Here is a 23616-nt window from a genome sequence, read left to right on the forward strand (position 1 = left end):
GCCTCCGTTGCACGATGGCTGCATGCTGCTGACCCGGCTCGCGCATGTGTCCCAGGAGGTCGCCGCCACCTCGGCGCGGTCCCGGAAGATCGCTCTGCTCGCGGAGCTCTTCCGGGACGCGGAGGCCGACGACGTCCCGATCGTCATCCCGTATCTGGCGGGCCGCCTGCCGCAGGGGCGCCTCGGCATCGGCTGGAAGGTGCTGAGCCGGCCCGTCGAACCGGCATCGGAACCCACTCTCACCGTGCGCGAGGTGGACGCCCGGCTCACCGGCCTCGGCAAGGTGTCGGGCGCCGGTTCACAGGCCGAACGCGCCCGTCTGGTGGGCGAGTTGATGGGCGCGGCCACCGCCGACGAGCAGCGCTTCCTGTTCGGGCTGATCACCGGCGAGGTCCGGCAGGGCGCGCTGGACGCGGTCGCCGTGGAGGGGCTGGCCGAGGCAACGGGCGCGCCCGCGACGGATGTTCGGCGGGCCGTGATGCTGGCCGGTTCGCTCCAGACGGTGGCCGAGGCCCTGCTCGCGGACGGGCCCGACGCGCTCGACCGTTTCCACCTCACCGTGGGCCGCCCGGTCCTGCCGATGCTCGCGCACAGCGCCACGTCCGTCGCGGAGGCGGTCGAGAAGCTGGGTGCCTGCGCGGTCGAGGAGAAGCTCGACGGCATCCGCGTCCAGGTCCACCGCGACGGCGAGGTCGTACGGCTCTACACCCGCACCCTCGACGACATCACCGACCGTCTTCCCGAACTCACCGCCGCCGCAATGGAGTTGAGGGGCGAGCGGTTCATCCTGGACGGTGAGGTCATCTCCTTCGACGAGGACGGGCGGCCCCGTTCCTTCCAGGAGACGGCGGGCCGGGTCGGCTCCCGGGTGGACGTGGCCGCGGCCGCCGAGACGGTCCCCGTCTCCCCCGTGTTCTTCGACGTGCTGTCCGTGGACGGCCGCGACCTGCTCGACCTGCCGTTCGCCGAACGGCACGCGGAACTGGCCCAGTTGGTGCCTGAGCCGATGCGGGTACGCCGGACTCTCGTGTCCGGCCCCGAGGACATCCCGGCGGCCGAGGCCTTCCTCGCCGAGACCTTGAAGCGCGGCCACGAGGGCGTCGTGGTCAAAGGACTTGACGCCCCGTACAACGCGGGCCGCAGAGGCGCCTCTTGGCTGAAGGTGAAGCCCGTCCACACGCTCGACCTGGTCGTCCTGGCCGCCGAGTGGGGCCACGGCCGCCGCACCGGCAAACTCTCCAACCTCCATCTGGGCGCCCGGAGTTCGGACGGTTCCTTCGTGATGCTCGGCAAGACCTTCAAGGGCATGACCGACGCCGTGCTGACCTGGCAGACCGAGCGCCTCCAGGAGCTGGCCGTGGAGAGCGACGGCCACGTGGTGACCGTACGGCCCGAACTCGTCGTGGAAATCGCGTATGACGGTCTGCAGAAGTCGACCCGCTACCCGGCCGGTATCACGCTGCGCTTCGCGCGGGTCGTGCGGTATCGGGAGGACAAGCGGGCGGAGGAGGCGGACTCGGTGGAGACGTTGTTGGCGGCGCATCCGGAAGTGAAGCCGTGAGTGGGGACGCGAGGGGGAAGCGGAGCGCCGGGCTGTTGTTGTTCCGGCACACCGATCGTGGGCTGGAGGTGTTGCTCGGCCATATGGGTGGCCCGTTCTTCGCTCGGCGGGACGCTGGGGCGTGGAGTGTGCCCAAGGGTGAGTACGAGCCCGACGAGGCCGCCTGGGACGCGGCCCGGCGCGAGTTCCAGGAGGAGCTGGGGATCGCGCCGCCGGAGGGCGAGGCGATCGAGCTCGGCGAGGTGCGGCAGAGCAACGGGAAGGTCGTCACCGCGTGGGCGATCGAGGCGGATCTTGATCCGGCGGTCATGGTTCCCGGCACCTTCCGGATGGAGTGGCCGCCGAAGTCCGGGCAGGTCCAGGAGTTCCCGGAGCTGGACCGGGTGGAGTGGCTGAGCGTCGAACGCGCGCGGGAGGTCGTCGTCACAGCACAGGCCACGTTTCTCGACCGACTGACGGAGCACTCGGGCTGAGCACGGTCGCCCTCTCGACACCGACTGGAGCGCCCCGGAGGCGAACAAATCAAAACAGCCGTGTACGCGTTGCGGTCCCCCGTGCCACGCGGGAAGGTCGAAGCACAGCCCGCTCCAGGAGGTCAGCCATGCCCATCGCGACGGTCAACCCGGCGAACGGCGAGACGCTCAAGACGTACGAGGCCATGGGTGCCGAGGAGATCGAGCGCCGGCTCCAGCTCGCGGAGGCCACGTTCCGTACGTACCGGACGTCTTCCTTCGCCGAGCGCGCCCGGCTCATGCACCGGGCCGCCGATCTGCTCGACGAGGACCAGCAGGACATCGGCCGGACCATGACCACCGAGATGGGCAAGCCGGTCAAGCAGGCCCGCGCGGAGGCCGCCAAGTGCGCGAAGTCGATGCGCTGGTACGCCGACCGTGCCGAGGAACTCCTCGCCGACGAGCAGCCGGCCGCGGCGGACGTCAAGGACTCGGGCGGTTCACGGGCGTTGGTCCGCTACCGGCCGCTGGGTCCCGTCCTCGCCGTCATGCCATGGAACTTCCCGCTGTGGCAGGTGATCCGCTTCGCCGCGCCCGCGCTGATGGCGGGCAACGTCGGCCTGCTCAAGCACGCGTCGAACGTGCCGCAGACCGCCCTCTACCTGGAGGACCTGTTCCACCGCGCGGGCTTCCCCGAGGGCGCCTTCCAGACCCTGCTGGTCGGTTCCGGCGCGATCGAGGAGATCCTGCGCGACGAGCGGGTGAAGGCGGCCACGCTCACCGGCAGCGAGCCCGCGGGCCGAGCGGTCGCGTCCGTCGCCGGGGACATGGTCAAGAAGACGGTGCTGGAACTGGGCGGCAGCGACCCGTACGTCGTCATGCCGTCCGCCGACATCGAGCGGGCCGCGCAGGTCGCGGTGACCGCGCGCGTGCAGAACAACGGGCAGTCGTGCATCGCCGCGAAGCGGTTCATCGTGCACACGGATGTCTTCGACGCCTTCGCCGAACGGTTCGTGGCCGGCATGAGGGCGCTCACGGTCGGTGATCCGCTGGAGGAGGAGACCGAGGTCGGACCGGTCGCCAGCGAAGCGGGCCGCAGCGATCTGGAGGAACTCGTCGACGACGCGGTGGAGAGCGGGGCGACCGTGCTGTGCGGCGGTGAGCGGCCGGACGGGCCCGGCTGGTTCTACCCGCCGACCGTCCTCACCGACATCACCCGCGAGATGCGCATCCACCGCGAGGAGACGTTCGGACCCGTCGCCACGCTGTACCGGGTCGCGGACCTCGACGAGGCCGTCCTCGTCGCCAACGACACGCCGTTCGGGCTGAGTTCCAACGTGTGGACGCGGGACGAGGCGGAGGTCGAACGGTTCGTACGGGACCTGGAGGCCGGTGGGGTGTTCTTCAACGGGATGACCGCGTCGCATCCGGCGTTCCCGTTCGGCGGGGCGAAGCGGTCCGGGTACGGGCGGGAACTGTCGGCGCACGGAATCCGCGAGTTCTGCAACATCACCACGGTATGGCACGGAGCGTGAGCGTTCCGCGGCTACGATCCCCTCTGTGAACCGCGAAGTGACTCTGCCTCTGATCGTCGACGACCGCGGGACCCTGCAGGTGGCTGCCGCCGATGTCAGCAAGCTTTTGCGTACGGTGGGTGGGCGGTGGCTGCACCTTGTCGAGGCCGGGGAGGACGGGCTCGACGAGGACACGGTGGCCGCGCTGACGATCGAGCTGGCGAAGCTGGCGGATCGGATTGACGTCGCGTGTATTGCGCATAGCAGTGGGGGCGCTTCGTAGTTCGCTGAGTGCGGGTTCGTTGTGGCTGGGCGCGCCCACGCGGCGGAGCCGCAGGAGATACGGCCCCGCGCCCCTAGGGGGTGCCCTGAGCCTGCGTTGGAAGACTCGCCCAGAACACACCTCGTAGTGCTCGCGCAGCGCCGGACAGGACCGGCCGCCGACAAGGGTTCGTAGCTGGTCGACCGTGCCTCGCCCTTCGCCGGGAACTCATGGGGCGGGGTCGGTCGCGACGCGGGATACGAGGGGGTTCGTGGTCATCGCGTGCTCCGTCGGTGGGGGCCGGATACTGATCCGACCTTTACACAGGGGTCCCTGAATTGGAGTAGTCCACCGAGAGATCGTCGCTCTCAAGGGTGATCGTGGGTGCACCACCCTCTGAGGTGAACCACCTTCTGACCGGCGGGCGAAGGCCTTCCGGAAGGCGAAAGCAGGGACGGTTCATGGCGACTTTGTGCAAGCCCTCGGTGTCGGTTCCCGAGCACGTGATCACGATGGAGGAGACGCTGGAGCTGGCGCGCTCCCGTCACGCGGACCACCCCAACCTGCCGCTGGCCCTCCGGCTGATCGAGAACACCGGTGTACGTACCCGGCACATCGTGCAGCCCATCGAGGAGACCCTGAAGCACCCCGGGTTCGAGGACCGCAACAAGATCTACACGGCCGAGGCGAAGGCCCGGGTCCCGTCGGTCGTGCAGCGCGCGCTCGACGAGGCCGAGCTGCTCACCACGGACATCGACGTGATCATCTACGTCTCGTGCACGGGCTTCATGATGCCCTCGCTCACGGCCTGGCTGATCAACGAGATGGCCTTCCAGTCCACCACCCGCCAGATCCCCATCGCCCAGCTGGGCTGCGCGGCCGGCGGCGCCGCCATCAACCGGGCGCACGACTTCTGCACGGCCTATCCCGAGGCCAACGCACTCATCGTCGCCTGCGAGTTCTGCTCGCTGTGCTACCAGCCGACGGACCTCGGCATCGGCTCCCTGCTGTCCAACGGGCTGTTCGGCGACGGCATCGCCGCCGCGGTCGTGCGCGGACGGGGCGGCACGGGCATCCAGCTGGAGCGCAACGGGTCGTACCTGATCCCCAAGACCGAAGAGTGGATCATGTACGACGTCCGGGCCACCGGCTTCCACTTCCTGCTGGACAAGCGGGTGCCGGCCACCATGGAGCCCCTCGCACCGGCGCTCCAGGACCTCGCGGGACTGCACGGCTGGGACGCGGCCGACCTGGACTTCTACATAGTCCACGCGGGCGGGCCCCGAATACTCGACGACCTGAGCAAATTCCTGCAGGTCGACCCGCACGCGTTCCGCTTCAGCCGGGCCACCCTCACCGAGTACGGCAACATCGCCAGCGCCGTCGTCCTGGACGCGCTGCGCCGGCTCTTCGACGAGGGCGGCGCCGAACACCGGGCGCGCGGACTGCTCGCCGGGTTCGGCCCCGGTATCACCGCCGAGATGGCCCTGGGCCGCTGGCACAACGACGACCGAGAGACGGCTTGAGTACGGCATGACTGAAGAGACGCTCACCGAGACCCTGCCCCCGGTCCGGCCCTGGCCGGCCCTCGACCTGACCGGGGTGGACTTCGACCCCGTCCTCGCCAAGCTGATGCGGGAGGGTCCGGTCAACCGGATCAAACTGCCCAACGGCGAGGGCTGGGCCTGGCTGGTCACCCGGCACGACGACGTGCGGATGGTCACCAACGATCCCCGGTTCAGCCGCGAGGCGGTGATGGACCAGCCGGTGACCCGGCTCGCCCCGCACTTCATCCCGGCGCGCGGCGCGGTCGGCTTCCTCGACCCGCCGGACCACACGCGGCTACGGCGCTCGGTGGCCCCGGCGTTCACGGCGCGCGGGGTGGAGCGGGTCCGGGACCAATCCCGGCTGCTGCTCGACGAGTTGATCGACGAGCTGCTCCAGGACGGACCGCCGGCCGATCTCACCGAGACGGTGCTGAGTCCCTTCCCCATCGCGGTGATCTGCGAGCTGATGGGCGTCCCGGCCGCCGACCACCACGGCATGCACACCTGGACCCAGCTCATCCTGTCCTCCTCGCACGGCGCCAAGGTCAGCGAGAAGGCGAAGCAGGAGATGGGCGCCTACTTCGGCGATCTCATCGGTCTGCGGGAGGGCAGCGACGGCGAGGACGTCGCCTCGCTGCTCGGTGCCGCCGTGGGCCGGGAGGAGATCACGCTGGAGGAGGCGGTCGGGCTCGCGGTGCTGCTGCAGATCGGCGGCGAGGCGGTCACCAACAACAGCGGGCAGATGTTCTATCTGCTGCTGACCCGTCCCGATCTCGTCGAACGGCTGCGCGCCGAGCCGGAGTCGAGGCCCCAGGCCATCGACGAACTGCTGCGCTACATCCCGCACCGCAACGCGGTCGGGCTGTCCCGGATCGCCATGGAGGACGTGGAGATCAGAGGCGTACGGATGCGGGCGGGCGACCCGGTGTACGTGTCGTACCTGGCCGCCAACCGTGACCCGGACGTCTTCCCCGACCCCGAGAAGATCGACTTCTCGCGCAGTCCGAACCCGCATGTGTCCTTCGGTTTCGGCCCGCACTTCTGTCCCGGCAACATGCTGGCGCGGATGGAGTCCGAGCTGCTGGTGGACGCGCTCCTTGACCGGTTGCCGGGGCTGCGGCTCGCGGTTCCGGCCGATCAAGTGCCGTTCAAGAAGGGCGCGTTGATCCGCGGTCCCGAGGCACTGCCCGTGACGTGGTGAGGTGCCGATGACGGCGACGGAGGGGCTGCTCGTGCCGCCGGGGCACGGCCGGATCGTACAGACACCCGCGCAGCACGTGACGTTCAAGGTGACCGGCTCGCATTCGCGGACGGCGTCCACCTTCGAGGTGGTGGTGCCGCCGGGGTTCGACGTCGGGGCCCATGTGCACACGCGCAGCGAGGAGTTGTTCTACGTGCTCGAAGGCGAGCTGGACGTGCTCGCCTTCGAGCCGCGCATCCGGACACCGGACAACTGGCAGCGCTGGGAGTCGAGTTCGGGCACCCGGGTGGTACGGGCGACACCGGGCACGGTGATCGTCGTACCGCCGGGCTGCCCGCACGCGTTCGCGAACCCGACGGAGACGCCCGCGAAGATGTTCTTCCAGGCGTCTCCGCCGCCGGACCACGAACGGTATTTCGAGGAGCTGCTGGAGATCCTCGGCAGTGGGGGTCCGCCGGATCATGCGGCGATCGAGGAGTTGCGGGGGCGGTACGACATCGAGCAGCTGACGCCCCTCAAGCACCGTTGACCCTCCGACGCGGTCGGTGATCGAGTTGTTCGGCGCCGAGCGGGTCGACTGAGAACAGTCCATGCTGCGAGGAACCAAGATCGGGCTCCGGGCCCGGCACGAGTCGGATGTCCCGGTCCTGCACGCCGAGTTGTACGACGACGTGGCGACGAGATCGCGAGCGGACTCACGGCCCTGGCGTCCCGTCTCACCGGGCAGCGAGGCCTCGCCCTTCGCGGTCACCGAACCTGACGACGATGCCGCCCCCTTCGCTGTCGTTTCCCTCGACAACGACGAGTTGGCGGGGACCGCGGGGCTCTGGGGCATCGACACCCACAACAGAAGCGCCCACCTGGGCATGTCACTGCGGCCGGGGTTCCGCGGCCGCGGACTCGCCGTCGATGTCGTCGAGGTGCTGTGCACCTACGGCTTCACCGTCCGCGGCCTGCACCGGCTGCAGTTGGAGACCCTGGCCGACAACACGGCGATGATCCGGGCCGCCTCCCGTGTCGGGTTCGCACAGGAGGGGCAACTCCGCCGCGCCGCATGGGTCAACGGCGAATTCATCGACGAGGTGATCTTCGGGTTGCTCGCCGAGGACTGGCACGCCTGACACGGTGAACATCCGTGCCCCTGAAGGGGCGCGGGGCTGTATCGATCTGCGGCTCCACCGCGCGGGCGCGACCACCTCTCAACACCGGCGAGCGCAGGTCTTTTAGGGGCACGGGGCAGTATCGATCTGCGGCTCCGCCGCGCGAGCGCGACCACCTCTCAACACCGGCGAGCGCAGGTCTTTTAGGGGCGCGGGGCAGTATCGATCTGCGGCTCCGCCGCGCGAGCGCGACCACCTCTCAACACCGGCGAGCGCAGGTCTTTTAGGGGCGCGGGGAACTGCGCGACCAGCCCCCACTCGCCCGCACCCGAAACTCAACGAATCGGCATCCCCGACAGCGTCCTCGCGATCACCAGCCGCTGAATCTCACTCGTCCCCTCGAAAATCGTGTAGATCGCCGCATCCCGATGCATCCGCTCGACCGGATACTCACGGGTGTACCCGTTCCCGCCGAGGATCTGAATCGCCTGCCCGGTGACCTTCTTCGCCGTCTCGCTCGCGAACAGCTTCGACATCGACCCCTCGGCCGCCGTGAACTGCTTGCCGTTCACGGCCATCCAGGACGCCCGCCACACCAGCAACCGCGCCGCGTCGATGGACGTACGCATGTCGGCGAGCTGGAAGGCGACACCCTGGTTGTCGATGATCGGCCGGCCGAACTGCTCGCGGGTCATGGCGTAGTCGAGGGCGACCTCGTACGCGGCCCGGGCGGTGCCCACCGCCATCGCACCGACGGCCGGGCGGGACGCCTCGAACGTGGCCATCGCCGCGTTCTTCACCCGCTCGCCGCCACCCGCCTTCGCGCGCTCACGGGCGCGGGCGAGGCGCTCGTCCAGCTTCTCCTTGCCGCCGAGCAGGCAGGAACCGGGGATGCGCACATCCTCCAGGACGACCTCGGCGGTGTGCGAGGCGCGGATGCCGTGCTTCTTGAACTTCTGCCCCTGGGACAGGCCCGGCGTCCCCGACGGGACGATGAAGGAGGCGTGCCCCTTGGAGCCGAGGTCCGCGTCGACGACCGCGACGACGACGTGGACGTTGGCGATACCGCCGTTTGTGGCCCAGGTCTTGGTGCCGTTGAGCACCCACTCGTCCTTGGCCTCGTCGTACACGGCACGCGTGCGCATGGAGGCCACGTCGGAGCCGGCGTCGGGCTCGGAGGAGCAGAAGGCGGCGACCTTCACGTCGTTGGCGTCGCCGTACATCTGGGGAATCCAGGTGCCGATCTGCTCCTCGGTGCCGTTGGCGAGGACGCCGACCGCGGCGAGACCGGTGCCGACTATGGAGAGGGCTATGCCCGCGTCGCCCCAGAACAGTTCCTCCATGGCCATCGGGATGCCGAGGCCGGTGGGGTCGAAGTACTGCTGGGCGTAGAAGTCCAGGGAGTAGATGCCGACCTTCGCGGCCTCCTGGATGACCGGCCAGGGAGTCTCCTCACGCTCGTCCCATTCGGCGGCGGCGGGGCGGATGACGTCGGCGGCGAAGCCGTGCAGCCAGTCCCGCACCTCCTTCTGTTCGTCGTTGAGTTCCATGGTGAACTCGGCCATGACTCCTCCAGCAGCGCACTAGCATGTTACTTGCGGTAACGACAGAGTCTGTTACCGACGGGTAGGAAAAGTCAACTCCCGATGACCACTCGGCAGCCCGTTCGAGGTGTTGGGCACATTGAGTGTTACTTTGCGCAGGCGTCACCGATTCAGCACGGGTGGGGAGAGCTCATGGACACCACGCAGCGGACCGATCAGCAACGGTCCGCCGATCGCCGACGGCGCGAGTTGTTGGAGGCCGCGGACAGAGTGGTGCTGCGTGATGGTCCGCAGGCCTCGATGAACGCGATCGCCGCGGAAGCGGGTATTACGAAGCCGATTCTGTACCGGCACTTCGGGGACAAGGGTGGACTGTACGCCGCCCTTGCCAAGCGGCATACGGATGCCCTGTTGTCGTCGTTGCGGGCGGCGTTGGATGCGCCTGCTGAACGTCGGGAGCGGGTTGAGTCCACGCTCGACACGTACCTCGCCGCGATCGAGGCGCTGCCTCAGGTGTATCGGTTCCTGATGCATCCCGTGGAGGGTGGGCAGACCGCGGATCAGGGGTTCGACACGGGGAATCACTCTGTTCCGCTGCTCCGGCGTATGGGCGAGGAGTTGGCCCAGGTCATCGAGGAGCGGGTGGATCTTGGGCCCAACAGTCAGCAGCTGGCTCGGGTGTGGGGGCATGGGATTGTCGGGATGATGCACGCGGCCGGGGACTGGTGGCTGGGTGAACGGCCTTGTTCCCGGGCCGAGTTGGTGCGGAGTCTGGCTGATCTGTTGTGGGGGCGGTTGGCTGCCGCCGGGGACAAGGTTGGCGGGCCGGGGTTTTAGCCGGTTGTGTTAGGAGTGCGGGTGCGTGGGGGCTGGTCGCGCAGTTCCCCGCGCCCCTTAAAAACCTGCGCTCTCCGGTGCTGAAGAGCTGGTCGCGCCCACGCGGCGGAGCCGCACATCAACACAGCCCCGCGCCCCTTAAAAACCTGCGCTCACCGATGCTGAAGAGCTGGTCGCGCCCCCGCGGCGGAGCCGCACATCAACACAGCCCCGCGCCCCTTAAAAACCTGCGCTCACCGATGCTGAAGAGCTGGTCGCGCCCCCGCGGCGGAGCCGCACATCAACACAGCCCCGCGCCCCTTAAGTACCTGCGCTCACCGGTGCTGAAGAGCTGCTCGCGCCCACGCGGCGGAGCCTCACATCGACACATAGCCCCGCGCCCCTAAATGCGTCACCCTGGCCGGTGCCAAGAGGCTCGGTTCACTTGTCGCATCAAGCGGTTGTGGCGCCAGCCCGTCACGCGGTCCGCGTAGACCTTTCCCTCCACGTGGTCGTACTCGTGCTGCAGGCACCGTGCGAACCAGCCCGTGCCGTGCACGGTGATCGGGTCGCCGGTCGCCGTGAAGCCCTCGATCACGGCGTGGTCGTAGCGCTCCGTCCCCGCCTCCAGGCCCGGTAGGGACAGGCAGCCCTCCGGGCCTCTCAACACCACACCGTCCGCCTCGACCAGGCGTGGGTTCACCACATGGCCGAGGTGGCGGACGTCCTCGTCGTCGGGGCAGTCGTAGACGAACACCCGCGAGGATTCGCCCACTTGGTTCGCGGCGAGGCCGACGCCCTGGGCGGCGTACATCGTGGCGAACAAGTCCTCTACGAGACGGGCGAGTTCCGGGCCGAAGTTCGTCACCTCCTCGCACGGGGCATGCAGCAGGGGGTCGCCGAGCAGGGTGAGGGGACGGACTCGCCCGTGGGCGCCCGGGATGGAGCCGTATCGCATGGCCGCAAGGGTACGGTTCTCTACGGCGCACGCCCGCCGCGACGGGTTCGCGGTGCCGCGGTTCGGGCACCGATAAGGATCTCGATAGGCTGAGGTCCACACCACGTTGCCGGAGGCAGAGGCGCGGCGCGTACGCAAGGAGGATCGAGAACTGATGGCAGGCAACTCGGACCCGCTCACGCCGCGGGCCAAGCTGGCCGTGACGGCGGGCAAGGCGGTCGCGGCGGCATCGCGTGCCGCGGGGCGGGGCAGCGGATCGGTGATCGGCGGCCGAGTGGCACTCAAACTCGACCCCGACCTGCTCGCCCGGCTCGCGCAGAGCCTGGATGTGACGCTCGTCTCGGCCACCAACGGCAAGACCACGACCACCCGGTTGATCGCCGAGGCCCTCGGCGCCGCCGGCCCCGTCGTCTCGAACGCGCTCGGCGCCAACATGCCCGCCGGTATCACCTCGGCGCTGGCCGGTGGCTCGGACGCCAAGTTCGGTGTCATCGAGGTCGACGAGAAGTACCTCGCCGGCGTCGCCCGCGACACCGACCCCAAGTGCATCGCCCTGCTCAACCTCTCCCGCGACCAGTTGGACCGCGCGGCCGAGACCCGCATGCTCGCGGAGAACTGGCGTGAGGGGCTGTCGGGTTCCAAGGCCGTCGTCGTCGCCAACGCGGACGACCCGTTGGTCGTGTGGGCCGCCTCCTCCTCCCCCAACGTGATCTGGGTCGCCGCCGGGCAGATGTGGAAGGACGACGCGTGGTCGTGTCCTTCGTGCGGTGGCGTGATGCAGCGGCCGGGCGACGACTGGTTCTGCGGTGAGTGCGGATTCCGTCGGCCTACGCCGAGTTGGGCGCTGTCCGGGGATCATGTGCTTGATCCGCACGGTTCCGCCTGGCCCATTCACCTCCAGCTGCCTGGGCGCGCCAACAAGGCCAACGCCGCCTCCTCGGCCGCCGTCGCCGCCGTCTTCGGGGTGCCGCCGCAGGTCGCCCTGGAGCGCATGTACCGGGTGCAGGCCGTCGCCGGACGCTACGACGTCGTCCAGTTCATGCAGCGCGACCTGCGGCTGCTGCTGGCGAAGAACCCGGCGGGCTGGCTCGAAACGTTCAGCCTGATCGACCCGCCGCCGACCCCGGTGATCCTCTCGGTGAACGCGCGCGGCGCCGACGGCACCGACACCTCGTGGCTCTGGGACGTCGACTACACCCGACTGACCGGCCACCCCATCTTCGTCGTGGGCGACCGCAAGCTGGACCTCGCGGTCCGACTGGAAGTGGCCAACCAGCACTTCCAGGTCTGCGACAACCTCGACCAGGCCGTGCAGATGGCCCCGCCCGGCCGCATCGAGGTCATCGCGAACTACACCGCGTTCCAGGACCTGCGCCGCCGCGTCGGCAACTGAGACCCAGAACCCCCAGAGGACGAATGACCATGAGCGACAACCAGCTCCGTCTGGTGTGGATCTACCCCGACCTGCTGAGCACCTACGGCGACCAGGGCAACGCCCTTGTCGTGGAACGCCGGGCGCGGCAGCGCGGCCTCGACGTGGCCCGGCTGGACGTGCGCAGCGACCAGCCCATCCCGACCTCGGGCGACATCTATCTCATCGGTGGCGGTGAGGACCGTCCGCAGCGGCTCGCGGCCGAGCGGCTGCGCCGTGACGGCGGTCTGCACCGGGCCGTCGGCAACGGCGCGATCGTCTTCTCGGTGTGCGCCGGCTACCAGATCCTCGGCCACGAGTTCATCAACGACCTCGGCCAGCGCGAGCCCGGCCTCGGCCTGCTCGACGTGGTGTCGACGCGCGGCGAGGGCGAGCGGTGCGTCGGCGATGTCCTGGGTGACATCGACGCACGCCTGGGCCTGCCCCAGCTGACCGGCTTCGAGAACCACCAGGGCGTCACCCATCTCGGCCCCACCGCCCGCCCGTTCGCGCAGGTGCGGCTCGGCAAGGGCAACGGCACGGGCGACGGCACGGAGGGCGCGTACAACGACACGGTGTTCGGTACGTACATGCACGGCCCCGTGCTCGCCCGCAACCCGCTCATCGCGGACCTGCTCCTGAAGCTGGCCCTCGATGTGAACGCCCTGCCGCCGATCGACGACCGCTGGTACGAGGCGCTCCGCAACGAGCGCATCGGCGCAGCTCAGCAGCCTGCCTGAACCAGGTGTCCACCTCCTCTTCGGATACCGGCAACCAGCCCGTCTGACGGCCTGTCCGCGCAGGTGAGCGGGGTCGTCCAGCTGGCGGACGCACGCTACGGTCCCGCCCCCTCCTGCCGTTAGGGTGGCGGGGTTCGTACCGGACGATGTGGTCCGGTTTCGGCCCACGTTGAGAAGGTTCTTCGGGCTATGCGCATTGGTGTCCTCACGTCCGGCGGCGACTGCCCCGGCCTGAACGCCGTCATCCGGTCCGTCGTGCACCGCGCCGTCGTGGACCACGGCGACGAGGTCATCGGCTTCCGGGACGGCTGGAAGGGCCTCCTGGAGTGCGACTACCTCAAGCTCGACCTCGATGCGGTGAGCGGCATCCTCGCTCGCGGCGGCACCATTCTCGGCTCCTCCCGCGTCCAGCCCTCCCAGCTCAGGGACGGCGTCGAGCGGGCCAAGGGCCATGTCGAGGAGCTCGGCCTCGACGCGATCATCCCGATCGGCGGCGAGGGCACGCTCAAGGCGGCCAAGCTGATGTACGACGCCGGACTCCCGATCGTCGGCGTCCCCAAGACCATCGACAACGACATCGCGGTCACGGACGTCACCTTCGGCTTCGACACGGCCGTCGGTGTCGCGACCGAGGCGCTCGACCGGCTCAAGACGACCGCAGAGTCCCACCAGCGCGTTCTCGTCGTGGAGGTCATGGGCCGCCACACCGGCTGGATCGCGCTCCACTCCGGCATGGCGGCCGGCGCGCACGCCATCGTCGTACCTGAACGGCCCTTCGACATCGAGGAGTTGGCGGCGCGGGTCGGCGAACGCTTCGAAGCGGGTAAGCGGTTCGCGATCGTTGTTGCCGCCGAGGGTGCCAAGCCGCGTGCGGGGTCCATGGACTTCGACGAGGGCAAGAAGGATGTCTACGGGCACGAGCGCTTTGCGGGGATCGCGCGGCAGCTGTCCATCGAGCTGGAGGAGCGGCTCGGCAAGGAAGCGCGGCCGGTGATTCTTGGGCATGTGCAGCGGGGTGGTACGCCGACCGCGTACGACCGTGTGCTTGCCACTCGGTTTGGGTGGCATGCGGTGGAGGCCGCGCATCGGGGGGAGTTCGGGAAGATGACCGCGCTTCGGGGGACCGACATTGTGATGGTGTCGTTGGCCGACGCGGTTGAGACTCTGAAGACTGTGCCTGCTGATCGGTATGAAGAGGCTGAGTGCGTGCTCTGAGCGTCTTGTAGGTGATTCGTCGGGTGCGGGTGCGTTGGGGCTGGTCGCGCAGTTCCCCGCGCCCCTGGGTGGGTTGCGCTGGACCCGGTCACAAGCTCGGGTGGGGACAGTTCTAGTCTGGTGCGGACAGACTTGCACAACCCCCACGAATCAGGAGCCGTTCGATGGATCACGGCGGGCACGGTATGACCATGGATCTGCCGCCGTTCACCTTTGCGCGGGGGCTTGAGTGGTCGGCCGACCCGTTCTTTCTCATCGCCTGCCTGGTCGGGCTCGGGCTGTACGGCTGGGGGGTCGTGCGGTTGCGGCGGCGGGGGGACTCGTGGCCTGTGGGGCGGACGATCTCTTTCGTCATCGGTGTGCTGACCATCGGGCTGGTGATGTGCACCAAGCTCAATGACTACGGAATGGTCATGTTCAGCGTGCACATGGTGCAGCACATGGTCATCAGCATGCTGACGCCGATCCTGTTGTTGCTCGGTGCCCCGATCACGCTGGCGTTGCGTGCGCTGCCGCCGGCCGCAAGGGGGCGCAAAGGGCCCCGTGAGCTGCTGTTGATGTTTCTGCACAGCCGGTACATGAAGATCATCACGCATCCCGCGTTCACGATCCCGCTGTTCATCGCGAGCCTGTACGCGCTGTACTTCACGCCGATCTTCGATTTCCTGATGGGGTCGAAGACCGGGCACATCGCGATGATGGTGCACTTCCTCGCCGTGGGTGTGGTGTTCTTCTGGCCGATCATGGGTGTGGATCCGGGGCCGAATCGGCCCGGTTATCTGATGCGGATGCTGGAGCTGTTCGCCGGGATGCCGTTCCACGCGTTCTTCGGCATCGCGTTGATGATGGCGTCGGAGCCGATGGTCGAGACGTTCAAGAACCCGCCCGCCTCGCTCGGCATCGACGCGCTCTCCGATCAGAACGCGGCCGGCGGTATCGCCTGGGCGTTCAGCGAGGTGCCGTCCGTGCTGGTGCTGATCGCCCTGCTGTTCCAGTGGTACAGCTCGGAACAGCGGCAGGCCAAGCGGCAGGACCGGGCCGCCGACCGGGACGGCGACAAGGAACTTGAGGCGTACAACGCCTATTTGGCCTCATTGAACACACGAAGCAATTGAACACATGCGGCAACTGAACGGAAATTTCGTTCAGTAGCATAAGCGCGATGGGGGAACCGCCACCGGGGGGAGCGGTAATGACATTTCGCACTGTTGTACAAAGGACCGGAATTCCGGTGATCCGCAGGATCGCCGTCCTGCTCGTCTGCGTCCTGGTCGTGAGCGGACTGAACGGATGCGGCGGGGGCGCACATACGCTCGCCGTCAAGGCGGTCGCCGCCGGAGTTCCGTCGCTCGCGCCTTTCTTCGACGAGAAACAGGGACTGGGGCAGGACGCCGAGGTGCGTTCGATGCCCGTGCAGGGCAGTTTGCAGCAGGGGGACACGCCTGGGCTGTACGGGGGCACCAAGAAGCCGACCGTCTGTGACGTGGCGAAACTCAAGAGGTTTCTGACCGATCCCGCGAACCATCAGAAGGCGGTCGCCTGGTCGGGTGTGCTGGGTATCACCACGGATCGGATACCGGCCTATCTGGACCGGCTCACACCCGTGCTCCTGCGTCACGACACTCTCGTACAGAACCACGACTACAAAAAGGGAAAGGCCACGCCCTACAACTCCCTTCTCCAGGCGGGAATCGCGATTCTCGTCGACGAGCAGGGGGAACCCGCCGCGAAGTGCTCGTGCGGAAATCCACTGCGCCCCTTCAAGGGCGACGCGAGCCGCATTTCCGTCAAGTTCGCGGACGGCAACAAGAAGTGGAACGGATATGAGCCGTCCTCGGTGGTGGCCGTGCGTCCGGCGCCCCGGAATATGGAGCGGCTCGTCCTCGTCGACGTCGGCGATCCCGAGCGTGGCATCACGCGTCCGGTCGGTACGACGGGCAAGCGCGACACCACCTTCGACACCCGGCAGCAGCACGCTGTGCCCAACCTCGCGGGGATGACCTTCGGGGCGGCGCGGCAGCGACTGGTGAGCAGTGGTCTGGCCGTCGGGTACGGCGGGAGCGCGCTGCCGTCCGACGACGCGCACGTCACGGCGAGCGATCCGCCTGCCGGGACCGAGCTGCGGTTCGGGGAGTACGTGACGTTGAGCGTGGCCGGTGGGACGAGTGGGGGCGGCACGTCCACTCCCTCGGGTCCGCCGACGTCCTCCGGGCCGACGCTGAGGCCGCCGACGTCCACGGCACCGCCCTCGACGTCCACTCCGCCACCGCCCACGTCCTCGTCGCCACCACCGTCCTCGCCCACGAACGAGCCGCCACCGCAGAGCAGTTCGCCTACGACCGGTTCGCCCTCGGTGGTGTCCCACTCGCCCTCGACGAGCGCGCCGGTCACCAGTAGCGCCCCGGCGACGAGTGCGCCCGTGACGAGCAGCGCGCCCGTCACCGCCTCCGTGACGACCGGTACGCCCACCGCCGCCACCGTCACCGCCACCACGACCGAGACGTGACGCGGACCCGGAAGGAGGAGTCCGGATGGCACAGGGATCGCAGACCTCGGGAGTGGGCCGGGTCATCGCCGGTCGTTATCTCCTGCTGAACCGGCTGGGCAGTGGCGGGATGGGACATGTGTGGCTCGCACATGACCAGCGGCTGGCCTGTGAAGTCGCGCTCAAGGAGATCGTGTTCAGCAACCCGGCCTCCGCCGACGCCGAGCGGGAGGCCCGGGTCGCGCGTGCCCGGGCCGAGGCGCGGAACGCGGCGGGGCTGCGCGGGCACCCACATGTGGTGACCGTCCATGACGTGCTGGAGCACGAGGGGCTGCCGTGGATCGTCATGGAGTACGTGGCGGACGCCGTCGACCTGCGCGACATGGTCGGCCGGTACGGCTCCCTGGCCCCCGCGGAGTGCGCCCGCATCGGGCTCGCCGTTCTCGACGCGCTGACCGCCGGGCACCAGCGGGGCGTCATGCACCGGGACGTGAAACCGGCGAACATCCTGCTCGCGCCGGACCGCACCGGTTCGCCGTACGCCCGCGTCCTGCTCACCGACTACGGCATCTCGGTGCAGCCGGACGCCGGGGAGACGCGGTACACGCTGACGTCCGTGCTCGTTGGTACGGCGGGCTATCTGGCGCCGGAACGGGCCACGGGCGGGCCGCCGACCGCCGCGGCCGACCTGTTCTCGCTCGGCTGCACGCTGTACCACGCCGTCGAGGGCCACGGCCCCTTCGTGCGCGAGACCCCGCTCGCGGAGATCAGCGCGGTGGTCATGGAGGACCCGCTTCCCCCGGTCCGCGCGGGCGCGCTGGCCCCGGTGCTGCACGCGATGCTGGCGAAGGATCCGCTACGGCGGATTCCGGCGGCGGAGGCCGAGGCGGAGCTGGCGCGGATCGTGACGCCACAGACGGAGGCGGAGGCGTACGCACGGACCCAGACCGACCTGGGCTCGCCGTCCCCCTGGGAAGGGCAGGCGGTGCCTTGCACGCCGGGGCCGCCGGCTCCGTCCTCCTCCCCCACCGGCCGGCGCCGCCGCCCGCGTCCCCGGCTCCGCCAGGCGGTCCTCGCGGGCCTGCTCGGACTCGCCCTCGCCCTGGGCGGCGTCTGGTACGCCATGGCCCACCAGCCACCCGGCGACCACACGGACACGGGCAAGGACAGCCCGCCGTACGGCAATACCGTCGGGCTCTCCGCTCCGCTCAAGGACGGCGACTGTGTCACCGCCGACTGGCCGGGCGGGAAGCTCTTCCAGGGGACGCCTCGGCTCGCCGCCGACTCCACCTGCCGGAACTCGGTGCCCGACGGTCAGGTGATGGCCTCGGTCTCCACCGCGTCCGCGGGCGAGGCGCGCAAGGTCGGGGCGGAGCGGTGTGCGCAGCGGACGCAGGAGATGCGGGAGAAGCTCGCGGACGTGCGGGGCTTCGCCGTCGTACCGACCGACGCGGGTTTCGAGGCCGCCGGGCATCGCACCGCGTGTCTGGTGCTGGGTGCGCACGGGCCGGTCTACGGGCCGCTCGGCAGCCGGCGCGCCCTCGGGTCGGCGTTCGCGGACACCTCGACCATGCAGCGGCGGGACTGTCTGGACGTGCCCTCGGACCGGGCCGCGAGCCTGGTCTCCTGCACCGGCAAGCACGACCAGGAAGTGCTCGGATTCACCCGGTTGGGCGCGGGCGTCACGCTGGCCCGGGCCCGTACGGAATCGGACGCGGCGTGTGCCCGGGACGTCCCGCCGGCCGACTACGGCTTCGATCCGTCGGTCTACGAGGCGGCCTCCTGGACCAGCCAGGGGCCGTGGAAGTCGGGCACACATTTCGTCGTGTGCGCCGTTCGGAGGCAGAACGGGGGCACCATGGAGGGGGACGGACCATGAGGAGGGTGTTGCGATGCCCGGTTCCACGAAGACCATGGGGGTGATCACCGTCGGCGGTCTGGTGGTGGTGACGGCCTACACGGTGGCGCTCGGCAGTAACGGCTGGCTGTGGTTCGGCTGGGTCGTGCTCGGGCTGATCACCCTCGGGATGGTGGCCACGCGCAGCACCTGACGCCCGCTACGCCTCACTCCGGCGGCTCGCCGAGTGCACGCCCGGCTGGTACTTCGGCAGCCGGGCGGTGATCTTCATGCCCGCTCCTACGGCGGTCTCGATCACGAGGCCGTAGTCGTCGCCGTAGACCTGGCGGAGCCGGTCGTCGACGTTGGACAGGCCGATGCCGCCAGAGGGGCTGACCTCGCCCGCGAGGATGCGGCGCAGCAGGTCCGGGTCCATGCCGGCGCCGTCGTCCTCGATGACGACGAGTGCCTCGGCGCCCGCGTCCTGCGCGGTGATGCTGATGCGGCTCTTGTCGGCCTTGCCCTCCAGGCCGTGCTTGACCGCGTTCTCGACGAGCGGCTGCAGGCAGAGGAACGGGAGCGCGACCGGCAGTACCTCGGGGGCGATCTGCAGGGTGACCGAGAGGCGCTCGCCGAAGCGGGCGCGGACGAGTGCCAAGTAGTGGTCGATGGCGTGGAGTTCGTCGGCGAGAGTGGTGAAGTCGCCGTGCCTGCGGAACGAGTAGCGGGTGAAGTCGGCGAATTCCAGGAGCAATTCGCGGGCGCGCTCGGGGTCGGTACGGACGAACGAGGCGATCACGGCGAGCGAGTTGAAGATGAAGTGCGGGGAGATCTGGGCCCGAAGTGCCTTGATCTCGGCCTCGATCAGGCGGGTGCGGGACTGGTCCAGATCCGCCAACTCAAGCTGTACGGAGACCCAGCGGGCCACTTCTCCGGCGGCTCGGACGAGGACGGCGGACTCGCGCGGTGCGCAGGCGACGAGCGCGCCGTGGACGCGGTCGTCGACGGTGAGCGGGGCGACCACCGCCCAGCGCAACGGGCAGTCGGGGGCGTCGCAGGTGAGCCGGAACGCCTCGCCGCGGCCGGTCTCCAGAGGGCCCGCGAGCCGTTCCATGATCTCGGTCCGGTGATGGTCGCCGACGCCGTCCCAGGCGAGGACCTGCTTCTGGTCGGTGAGGCACAGCGCGTCGGTGCCCAGCAGCGTGCGCAGTCTGCGGGCCGAGCGGCGGGCCGTCTCCTCGGTGAGGCCGGCGCGCAGCGGGGGCGCGGCGAGGGACGCGGTGTGCAGGGTCTGGAAGGTGGCGTGCTCAACGGGGGTGCCGAGCCCGCCGAGGTTCTCGGGGCGTGCGGTGCGCCGCCCGAGCCAGAACCCGGCGGCGAGCAGCGGAAGTACGGCGACGCAGAGGCCGGCCAGGAATCCGCTCATGCGGCCACCTCCGTAAGGGAGTTGGGCGATCCGCTCACGGCGACGCCAGGACCGCCCGTGGGTGTCGTCACGCCTTCACCTCCGCCCGCAGCTCCTCCGGCAGATGGAACCGCGCCAGGATCGCCGCCGTTCCCGTCGGCACCCGGCCCGGCGTGGCCAGGGACACCAGCACCATGGTGAGGAACCCCAGCGGCACCGACCAGAGCGCGGGCCAGGCGAGCAGCGCGTGCAGGGGCCCGGTGCCGGGGAAGCCCGCCATGGTCGCGGCCACGGCGACGAACGCCGACCCGCCGCCGACCAGCATCCCGGCCGCCGCGCCGGGCGGGGTGAGCCGCGTCCACCAGATGCCGAGGACCAGCAACGGGCAGAAGGAGGACGCCGACACGGCGAACGCGAGCCCCACGGCGTCGGCGACGGGCAGCCCGCCGACGAGGACGCTCGCCACCAGCGGTACGGCCATGGCGAGGACCGTGCCGAGCCTGAAGTGCCGTACTCCGCGCGACGGGAGGACGTCCTGGGTGAGGACGCCCGCGACGGCCATGGTCAGTCCCGACGCGGTGGACAGGAACGCGGCGAAGGCGCCGCCCGCCACCAGTGCGCCGAGCAGGTCGCCGCCGACGCCGCCGATCATGCGGTCGGGCAGCAGGAGGACGGCCGCGTCCGCGTCGCCCGTGATGGTGAGTTCGGGGGTGTACAGGCGGCCGAGGGCGCCGTAGACGGGCGGGAGGAGGTAGAAGGCGCCGATCAGGCCGAGGACGGCGACCGTGGTGCGGCGGGCGGCGACTCCGTGCGGGCTGGTGTAGAAGCGGACGACGACGTGCGGCAGGCCCATGGTGCCGAGGAAGGTGGCGAGGATGAGGCCGTACGTCGCGTACAGCGGGCGTTCCTCGCGGCTCGCGGCGAGGGAGGTCGACATGCCGCCGTTAGTGCCCCGGTCGGCGACAGGGACGGGGTCGCCCTTGGCGAAAGTGAGTCGGGTGCCGCGCTCGATGTGGTGGGTGCCGGTGGGCAGTTGGAGCTTCGCCGCGTCGTGTGTGTGGCCGTCGACCTTGCCGGTGACCGTGACCGTCAGTGGGCGGTCGAGTCTGAGGTCGAGTGTCTCGTCGACCCGAACTGCCCGCTGTTCACGGAACGTTGCCGGTTCCTCGAAGGCGTGGCGGGGTGCCCCGTCGCTCTGCCAGGCGAGGATCAGGAAGAGGGCGGGGACGAGCAGCGCGGTGAGCTTCAGCCAGTACTGGAAGGCCTGCACGAAGGTGATGCTGCGCATGCCGCCGGCCGCGACGGTGGCGACGACCACGACTGCGACAATCAGGCCGCCCAGCGAGTCCGGAGCACCCGTGAGAACGGTCAACGTGAGGCCGGCTCCCTGGAGTTGGGGCAGCAGGTACAGCCAGCCCACCCCGACGACGAAGGCTCCCGCGAGGCGTCGTACGGCGTGCGAGGCGAGGCGGGCCTCGGCGAAGTCGGGGAGGGTGTAGGCGCCGGAGCGGCGCAGGGGGGCGGCGACGAACAGCAGCAGCACCAGGTATCCGGCCGTGTAGCCGACCGGGTACCAGAGCATGTCGGGGCCCTGGACGAGGACCAGACCGGCGATGCCCAGGAACGAGGCCGCGGAGAGGTATTCGCCGCTGATGGCGGCCGCGTTGAGGCGGGGGCCGACGGTGCGGGAGGCGACGTAGAAGTCGGACGTGGTGCGGGAGATGCGCAGGCCGAAGGCGCCGACGAGGACCGTGACCACGACGACGAGGGCGACGGCCGGTACGGCATAGCTGGAGTTCATCGGTCCTCGACGAGGCGCACGAAGTCGCGTTCGTTGCGTTCGGCGCGGCGCACGTACCAGAGGGCGAGGAGGACGAGCGGGGCGTAGAGACAGAAGCCGAGGATCAGCCATTCGAGCCGGCGGGAGTCCGGGGTCGCCGCGAAGACGAGGGGCAGGGGGCCGACCAGGAGCACGAGGACCGCGAACACCGTGAGGGCGGCACGGAGTTGGGTGCGCATGAGGGAGCGGACGTAGGTGTGGCCGAGGGTGGTCTGTTCGTCGATCTCGGTGCGGGGGCGGGAGTAGCCGGAGGCGCGGCGGGTGCGGCGGGGCGGGCCGGTGACAACTACCCTGCGCTCGCTGGGATCCTGAGGCATCGTCATGACCTCCGCATCAGCAGGTCCCGCAGTTCGCGGGTGTGGCGGCGGCTGACCTGGAGTTCCTCGCCGCCGACCAGGACACTCACCGTCCCCGCGTCCAGGCGGAGTTCGCCGATGTGGCGCAGGGCGACGAGGTGGCGGCGGTGGATGCGGACGAAGCCCCGGGCGCGCCAGCGGTCCTCCAGGGTGGACAACGGGATGCGGACGAGGTGGCTGCCCCTGTCGGTGTGCAGGCGGGCGTAGTCGCCCTGGGCCTCCACGTGGGTGATGTCGTCGACGGCCACGAAGCGGGTGACGCCGCCGAGTTCGACGGCGATGTGGTCGGGGTCGGGTTCGTGTACGGGTATCCGCGGTGCGGAGCCGCCGAGTTCGGCGGCCCGGCGTACCGCCTCGGCGAGCCGTTCCTTGCGGACGGGCTTCAGCACGTAGTCAACTGCCTTGAGATCGAAGGCCTGTACGGCGAAGTCCTCGTGCGCGGTGACGAACACGACGAGCGGCGGCTGCGCGAACCCGGTCAACAGCCGTGCCATGTCGAGCCCGTCGAGTCCGGGCATCTGGATGTCGAGGAACACGACGTCGATGGCTTCCGGGCCGTCCGGGCCTGATTCCAGGGCCCTGTTGATACGGCGCAGCGCCTCGGTCGCGTCGCCCGCGCCCTCCGCGCTGCCGATGCGTGGATCGGCGTTGAGCAGGTAGAGCAACTCCTCCAGCGAGGGGCGTTCGTCGTCGACGGCGAGGGCGCGCAGCATGAAGGTGGAGTGTAGGAGTAATTCGTACGGCTGGACATGTACCGGGCGTGGACGTTCACGCTGGATACAGTGCGGACATGAACAGCAGGACCACTCCGTTCGACGATCTCGACCGGAAGATCATCACCGCGTTGATGGCGAACGCCAGGACCAGTTTCGCCGAGATCGGCGCGGCGATCGGGCTGTCCGCGACGGCGGTGAAGCGGCGCGTGGACCGGCTGCGGGAGACGGGTGTGATCACCGGTTTCACGGCCACGGTGCAGCCGTCCGCGCTCGGCTGGCGCACGGAGGCGTACGTGGAGGTGTACTGCGAGGGCGCCGCGCCCCCCAGGCGGCTCGCCGAGGTGGTGCGCAACCATCCGGAGATCACCGCGGCGATGACGGTGACCGGTGGCGCGGACGCGCTGCTGCATGTGCGGGCGACGGATGTGGACCACTTCGAGGCGGTGCTGGAGCGCATCCGGCAGGAGCCGTTCATCCGGAAGACGATCAGTGTGATGGTGCTGTCCCACCTCCTCCCGGAAAGCCCGGAGGCGGGAGCGACCCATCCCGCTCCGGACGACGCATCAGACCTGCGCTGACGCCGTCAAAGACGCAGCATTCCTGCGCGGACACGCAGCCTTCATCGCTTGTCGCGCGTATTGGTCTCTTCCTACCGT

General features: G+C 69.5%; 23 protein-coding genes. 17 read left to right on the top strand and 6 right to left on the bottom strand.

Features of this window, described 5'->3' with window-relative positions; translation table 11 throughout:
- Window positions 1-22 precede the first annotated feature (22 nt).
- From ACGFY9_RS12570 to ACGFY9_RS12605, 8 genes are all read left to right on the top strand, one after another.
- Window positions 23-1561: an ATP-dependent DNA ligase gene (locus ACGFY9_RS12570; RefSeq protein ID WP_393753702.1), complete on the top strand. Its 1539-nt coding sequence runs from the start codon at window positions 23-25 to the stop codon at window positions 1559-1561.
- On the top strand, window positions 1558-2034 hold the full coding sequence (locus ACGFY9_RS12575) for an NUDIX domain-containing protein (RefSeq protein WP_393753703.1): 477 nt from the start codon (window positions 1558-1560) through the stop codon (window positions 2032-2034). Before ACGFY9_RS12570 ends, ACGFY9_RS12575 begins: the two co-directional genes overlap by 4 nt.
- A 128-nt stretch (window positions 2035-2162) precedes the next feature.
- Window positions 2163-3548 carry an NADP-dependent succinic semialdehyde dehydrogenase gene (locus ACGFY9_RS12580; protein ID WP_393753704.1) on the top strand — a complete coding sequence of 462 codons (1386 nt, stop codon included), beginning with the start codon at window positions 2163-2165 and terminating at the stop codon, window positions 3546-3548.
- 25 nt (window positions 3549-3573) lie between these two features.
- Window positions 3574-3810 carry a DUF6213 family protein gene (locus tag ACGFY9_RS12585; protein ID WP_079309507.1) on the top strand — a complete coding sequence of 79 codons (237 nt, stop codon included), beginning with the start codon at window positions 3574-3576 and terminating at the stop codon, window positions 3808-3810.
- A gap of 440 nt (window positions 3811-4250) precedes the next feature.
- Entirely contained in the window at window positions 4251-5315 is a 1065-nt protein-coding gene (locus tag ACGFY9_RS12590) for a type III polyketide synthase (protein WP_393753705.1), read from the top strand.
- A 7-nt stretch (window positions 5316-5322) separates the two neighbouring features.
- Entirely contained in the window at window positions 5323-6537 is a 1215-nt protein-coding gene (locus ACGFY9_RS12595) for a cytochrome P450 (protein ID WP_393753706.1), read from the top strand.
- Window positions 6538-6544: 7 nt separating this feature from the next.
- Window positions 6545-7066, top strand: a complete 522-nt coding sequence (locus ACGFY9_RS12600; protein ID WP_393753707.1) for a cupin domain-containing protein — start codon at window positions 6545-6547, stop codon at window positions 7064-7066.
- Between the two features lie 61 nt (window positions 7067-7127).
- The gene (locus ACGFY9_RS12605; RefSeq protein WP_393753708.1) at window positions 7128-7658 is read left to right on the top strand and encodes a GNAT family N-acetyltransferase; all 531 of its coding nucleotides are present in this window, start codon (window positions 7128-7130) and stop codon (window positions 7656-7658) included.
- Between the two features lie 314 nt (window positions 7659-7972).
- On the opposite strand, the gene ACGFY9_RS12610 is transcribed toward ACGFY9_RS12605, so the two are convergent.
- Complete coding sequence (locus ACGFY9_RS12610; RefSeq protein ID WP_033278259.1) at window positions 7973-9202, bottom strand: acyl-CoA dehydrogenase family protein; 1230 nt, start codon at window positions 9200-9202, stop codon at window positions 7973-7975.
- Between the two features lie 171 nt (window positions 9203-9373).
- Here ACGFY9_RS12610 and ACGFY9_RS12615 point away from each other — a divergent pair, with 171 nt between their 5' ends.
- Entirely contained in the window at window positions 9374-10018 is a 645-nt protein-coding gene (locus tag ACGFY9_RS12615; protein ID WP_393753709.1) for a TetR family transcriptional regulator, read from the top strand.
- 391 nt (window positions 10019-10409) lie between these two features.
- Here the strand turns inward: ACGFY9_RS12615 and def are convergent, their stop codons facing one another.
- Window positions 10410-10955 carry a peptide deformylase gene (gene def / locus ACGFY9_RS12620; protein ID WP_393753710.1) on the bottom strand — a complete coding sequence of 182 codons (546 nt, stop codon included), beginning with the start codon at window positions 10953-10955 and terminating at the stop codon, window positions 10410-10412.
- 154 nt (window positions 10956-11109) lie between these two features.
- Between def and ACGFY9_RS12625 the strand changes: the two genes are divergently transcribed.
- The 7 genes from ACGFY9_RS12625 (at window position 11110) to ACGFY9_RS12655 (ending at window position 18857) form a co-directional block, all read left to right on the top strand.
- Complete coding sequence (locus ACGFY9_RS12625) at window positions 11110-12348, top strand: MurT ligase domain-containing protein (protein WP_393753711.1); 1239 nt, start codon at window positions 11110-11112, stop codon at window positions 12346-12348.
- A gap of 29 nt (window positions 12349-12377) precedes the next feature.
- Window positions 12378-13106: a type 1 glutamine amidotransferase gene (locus tag ACGFY9_RS12630; protein ID WP_393753712.1), complete on the top strand. Its 729-nt coding sequence runs from the start codon at window positions 12378-12380 to the stop codon at window positions 13104-13106.
- A gap of 189 nt (window positions 13107-13295) precedes the next feature.
- Window positions 13296-14321: a 6-phosphofructokinase gene (locus ACGFY9_RS12635; protein ID WP_393753713.1), complete on the top strand. Its 1026-nt coding sequence runs from the start codon at window positions 13296-13298 to the stop codon at window positions 14319-14321.
- A gap of 164 nt (window positions 14322-14485) precedes the next feature.
- Window positions 14486-15436: a cytochrome c oxidase assembly protein gene (locus ACGFY9_RS12640; RefSeq protein WP_393753714.1), complete on the top strand. Its 951-nt coding sequence runs from the start codon at window positions 14486-14488 to the stop codon at window positions 15434-15436.
- Between the two features lie 116 nt (window positions 15437-15552).
- A complete protein-coding gene (locus ACGFY9_RS12645) occupies window positions 15553-16827 on the top strand; it encodes a DUF6777 domain-containing protein (protein ID WP_393753715.1) in 1275 nt (424 codons plus the stop codon).
- A gap of 25 nt (window positions 16828-16852) precedes the next feature.
- Window positions 16853-18685 carry a septum formation family protein gene (locus tag ACGFY9_RS12650; protein WP_393753716.1) on the top strand — a complete coding sequence of 611 codons (1833 nt, stop codon included), beginning with the start codon at window positions 16853-16855 and terminating at the stop codon, window positions 18683-18685.
- Between the two features lie 13 nt (window positions 18686-18698).
- Complete coding sequence (locus tag ACGFY9_RS12655; protein ID WP_019070924.1) at window positions 18699-18857, top strand: hypothetical protein; 159 nt, start codon at window positions 18699-18701, stop codon at window positions 18855-18857.
- A gap of 6 nt (window positions 18858-18863) precedes the next feature.
- Here the strand turns inward: ACGFY9_RS12655 and ACGFY9_RS12660 are convergent, their stop codons facing one another.
- The 4 genes from ACGFY9_RS12660 to ACGFY9_RS12675 all read right to left on the bottom strand — a co-directional run bounded on the left by ACGFY9_RS12660 (window position 18864) and on the right by ACGFY9_RS12675 (window position 22957).
- Window positions 18864-20069: a sensor histidine kinase gene (locus ACGFY9_RS12660; protein ID WP_393753717.1), complete on the bottom strand. Its 1206-nt coding sequence runs from the start codon at window positions 20067-20069 to the stop codon at window positions 18864-18866.
- Window positions 20070-20136: 67 nt separating this feature from the next.
- Window positions 20137-21849 (bottom strand): cation acetate symporter, encoded by a 1713-nt coding sequence (locus ACGFY9_RS12665; protein ID WP_393753718.1) that lies wholly within the window; start codon window positions 21847-21849, stop codon window positions 20137-20139.
- Window positions 21846-22205 (bottom strand): hypothetical protein, encoded by a 360-nt coding sequence (locus ACGFY9_RS12670; protein ID WP_393753885.1) that lies wholly within the window; start codon window positions 22203-22205, stop codon window positions 21846-21848. The genes ACGFY9_RS12665 and ACGFY9_RS12670 overlap by 4 nt, the downstream gene beginning before the upstream one ends.
- 2 nt (window positions 22206-22207) lie before the next feature.
- Window positions 22208-22957, bottom strand: a complete 750-nt coding sequence (locus ACGFY9_RS12675; RefSeq protein ID WP_266868669.1) for a LytTR family DNA-binding domain-containing protein — start codon at window positions 22955-22957, stop codon at window positions 22208-22210.
- 77 nt (window positions 22958-23034) lie between these two features.
- Between ACGFY9_RS12675 and ACGFY9_RS12680 the strand changes: the two genes are divergently transcribed.
- The gene (locus ACGFY9_RS12680) at window positions 23035-23538 is read left to right on the top strand and encodes an Lrp/AsnC family transcriptional regulator (RefSeq protein ID WP_393753719.1); all 504 of its coding nucleotides are present in this window, start codon (window positions 23035-23037) and stop codon (window positions 23536-23538) included.
- Window positions 23539-23616 lie beyond the last annotated feature (78 nt).

Source organism: Streptomyces sp. NPDC048504 (assembly GCF_043200035.1).
Lineage (GTDB): Bacteria > Actinomycetota > Actinomycetes > Streptomycetales > Streptomycetaceae > Streptomyces.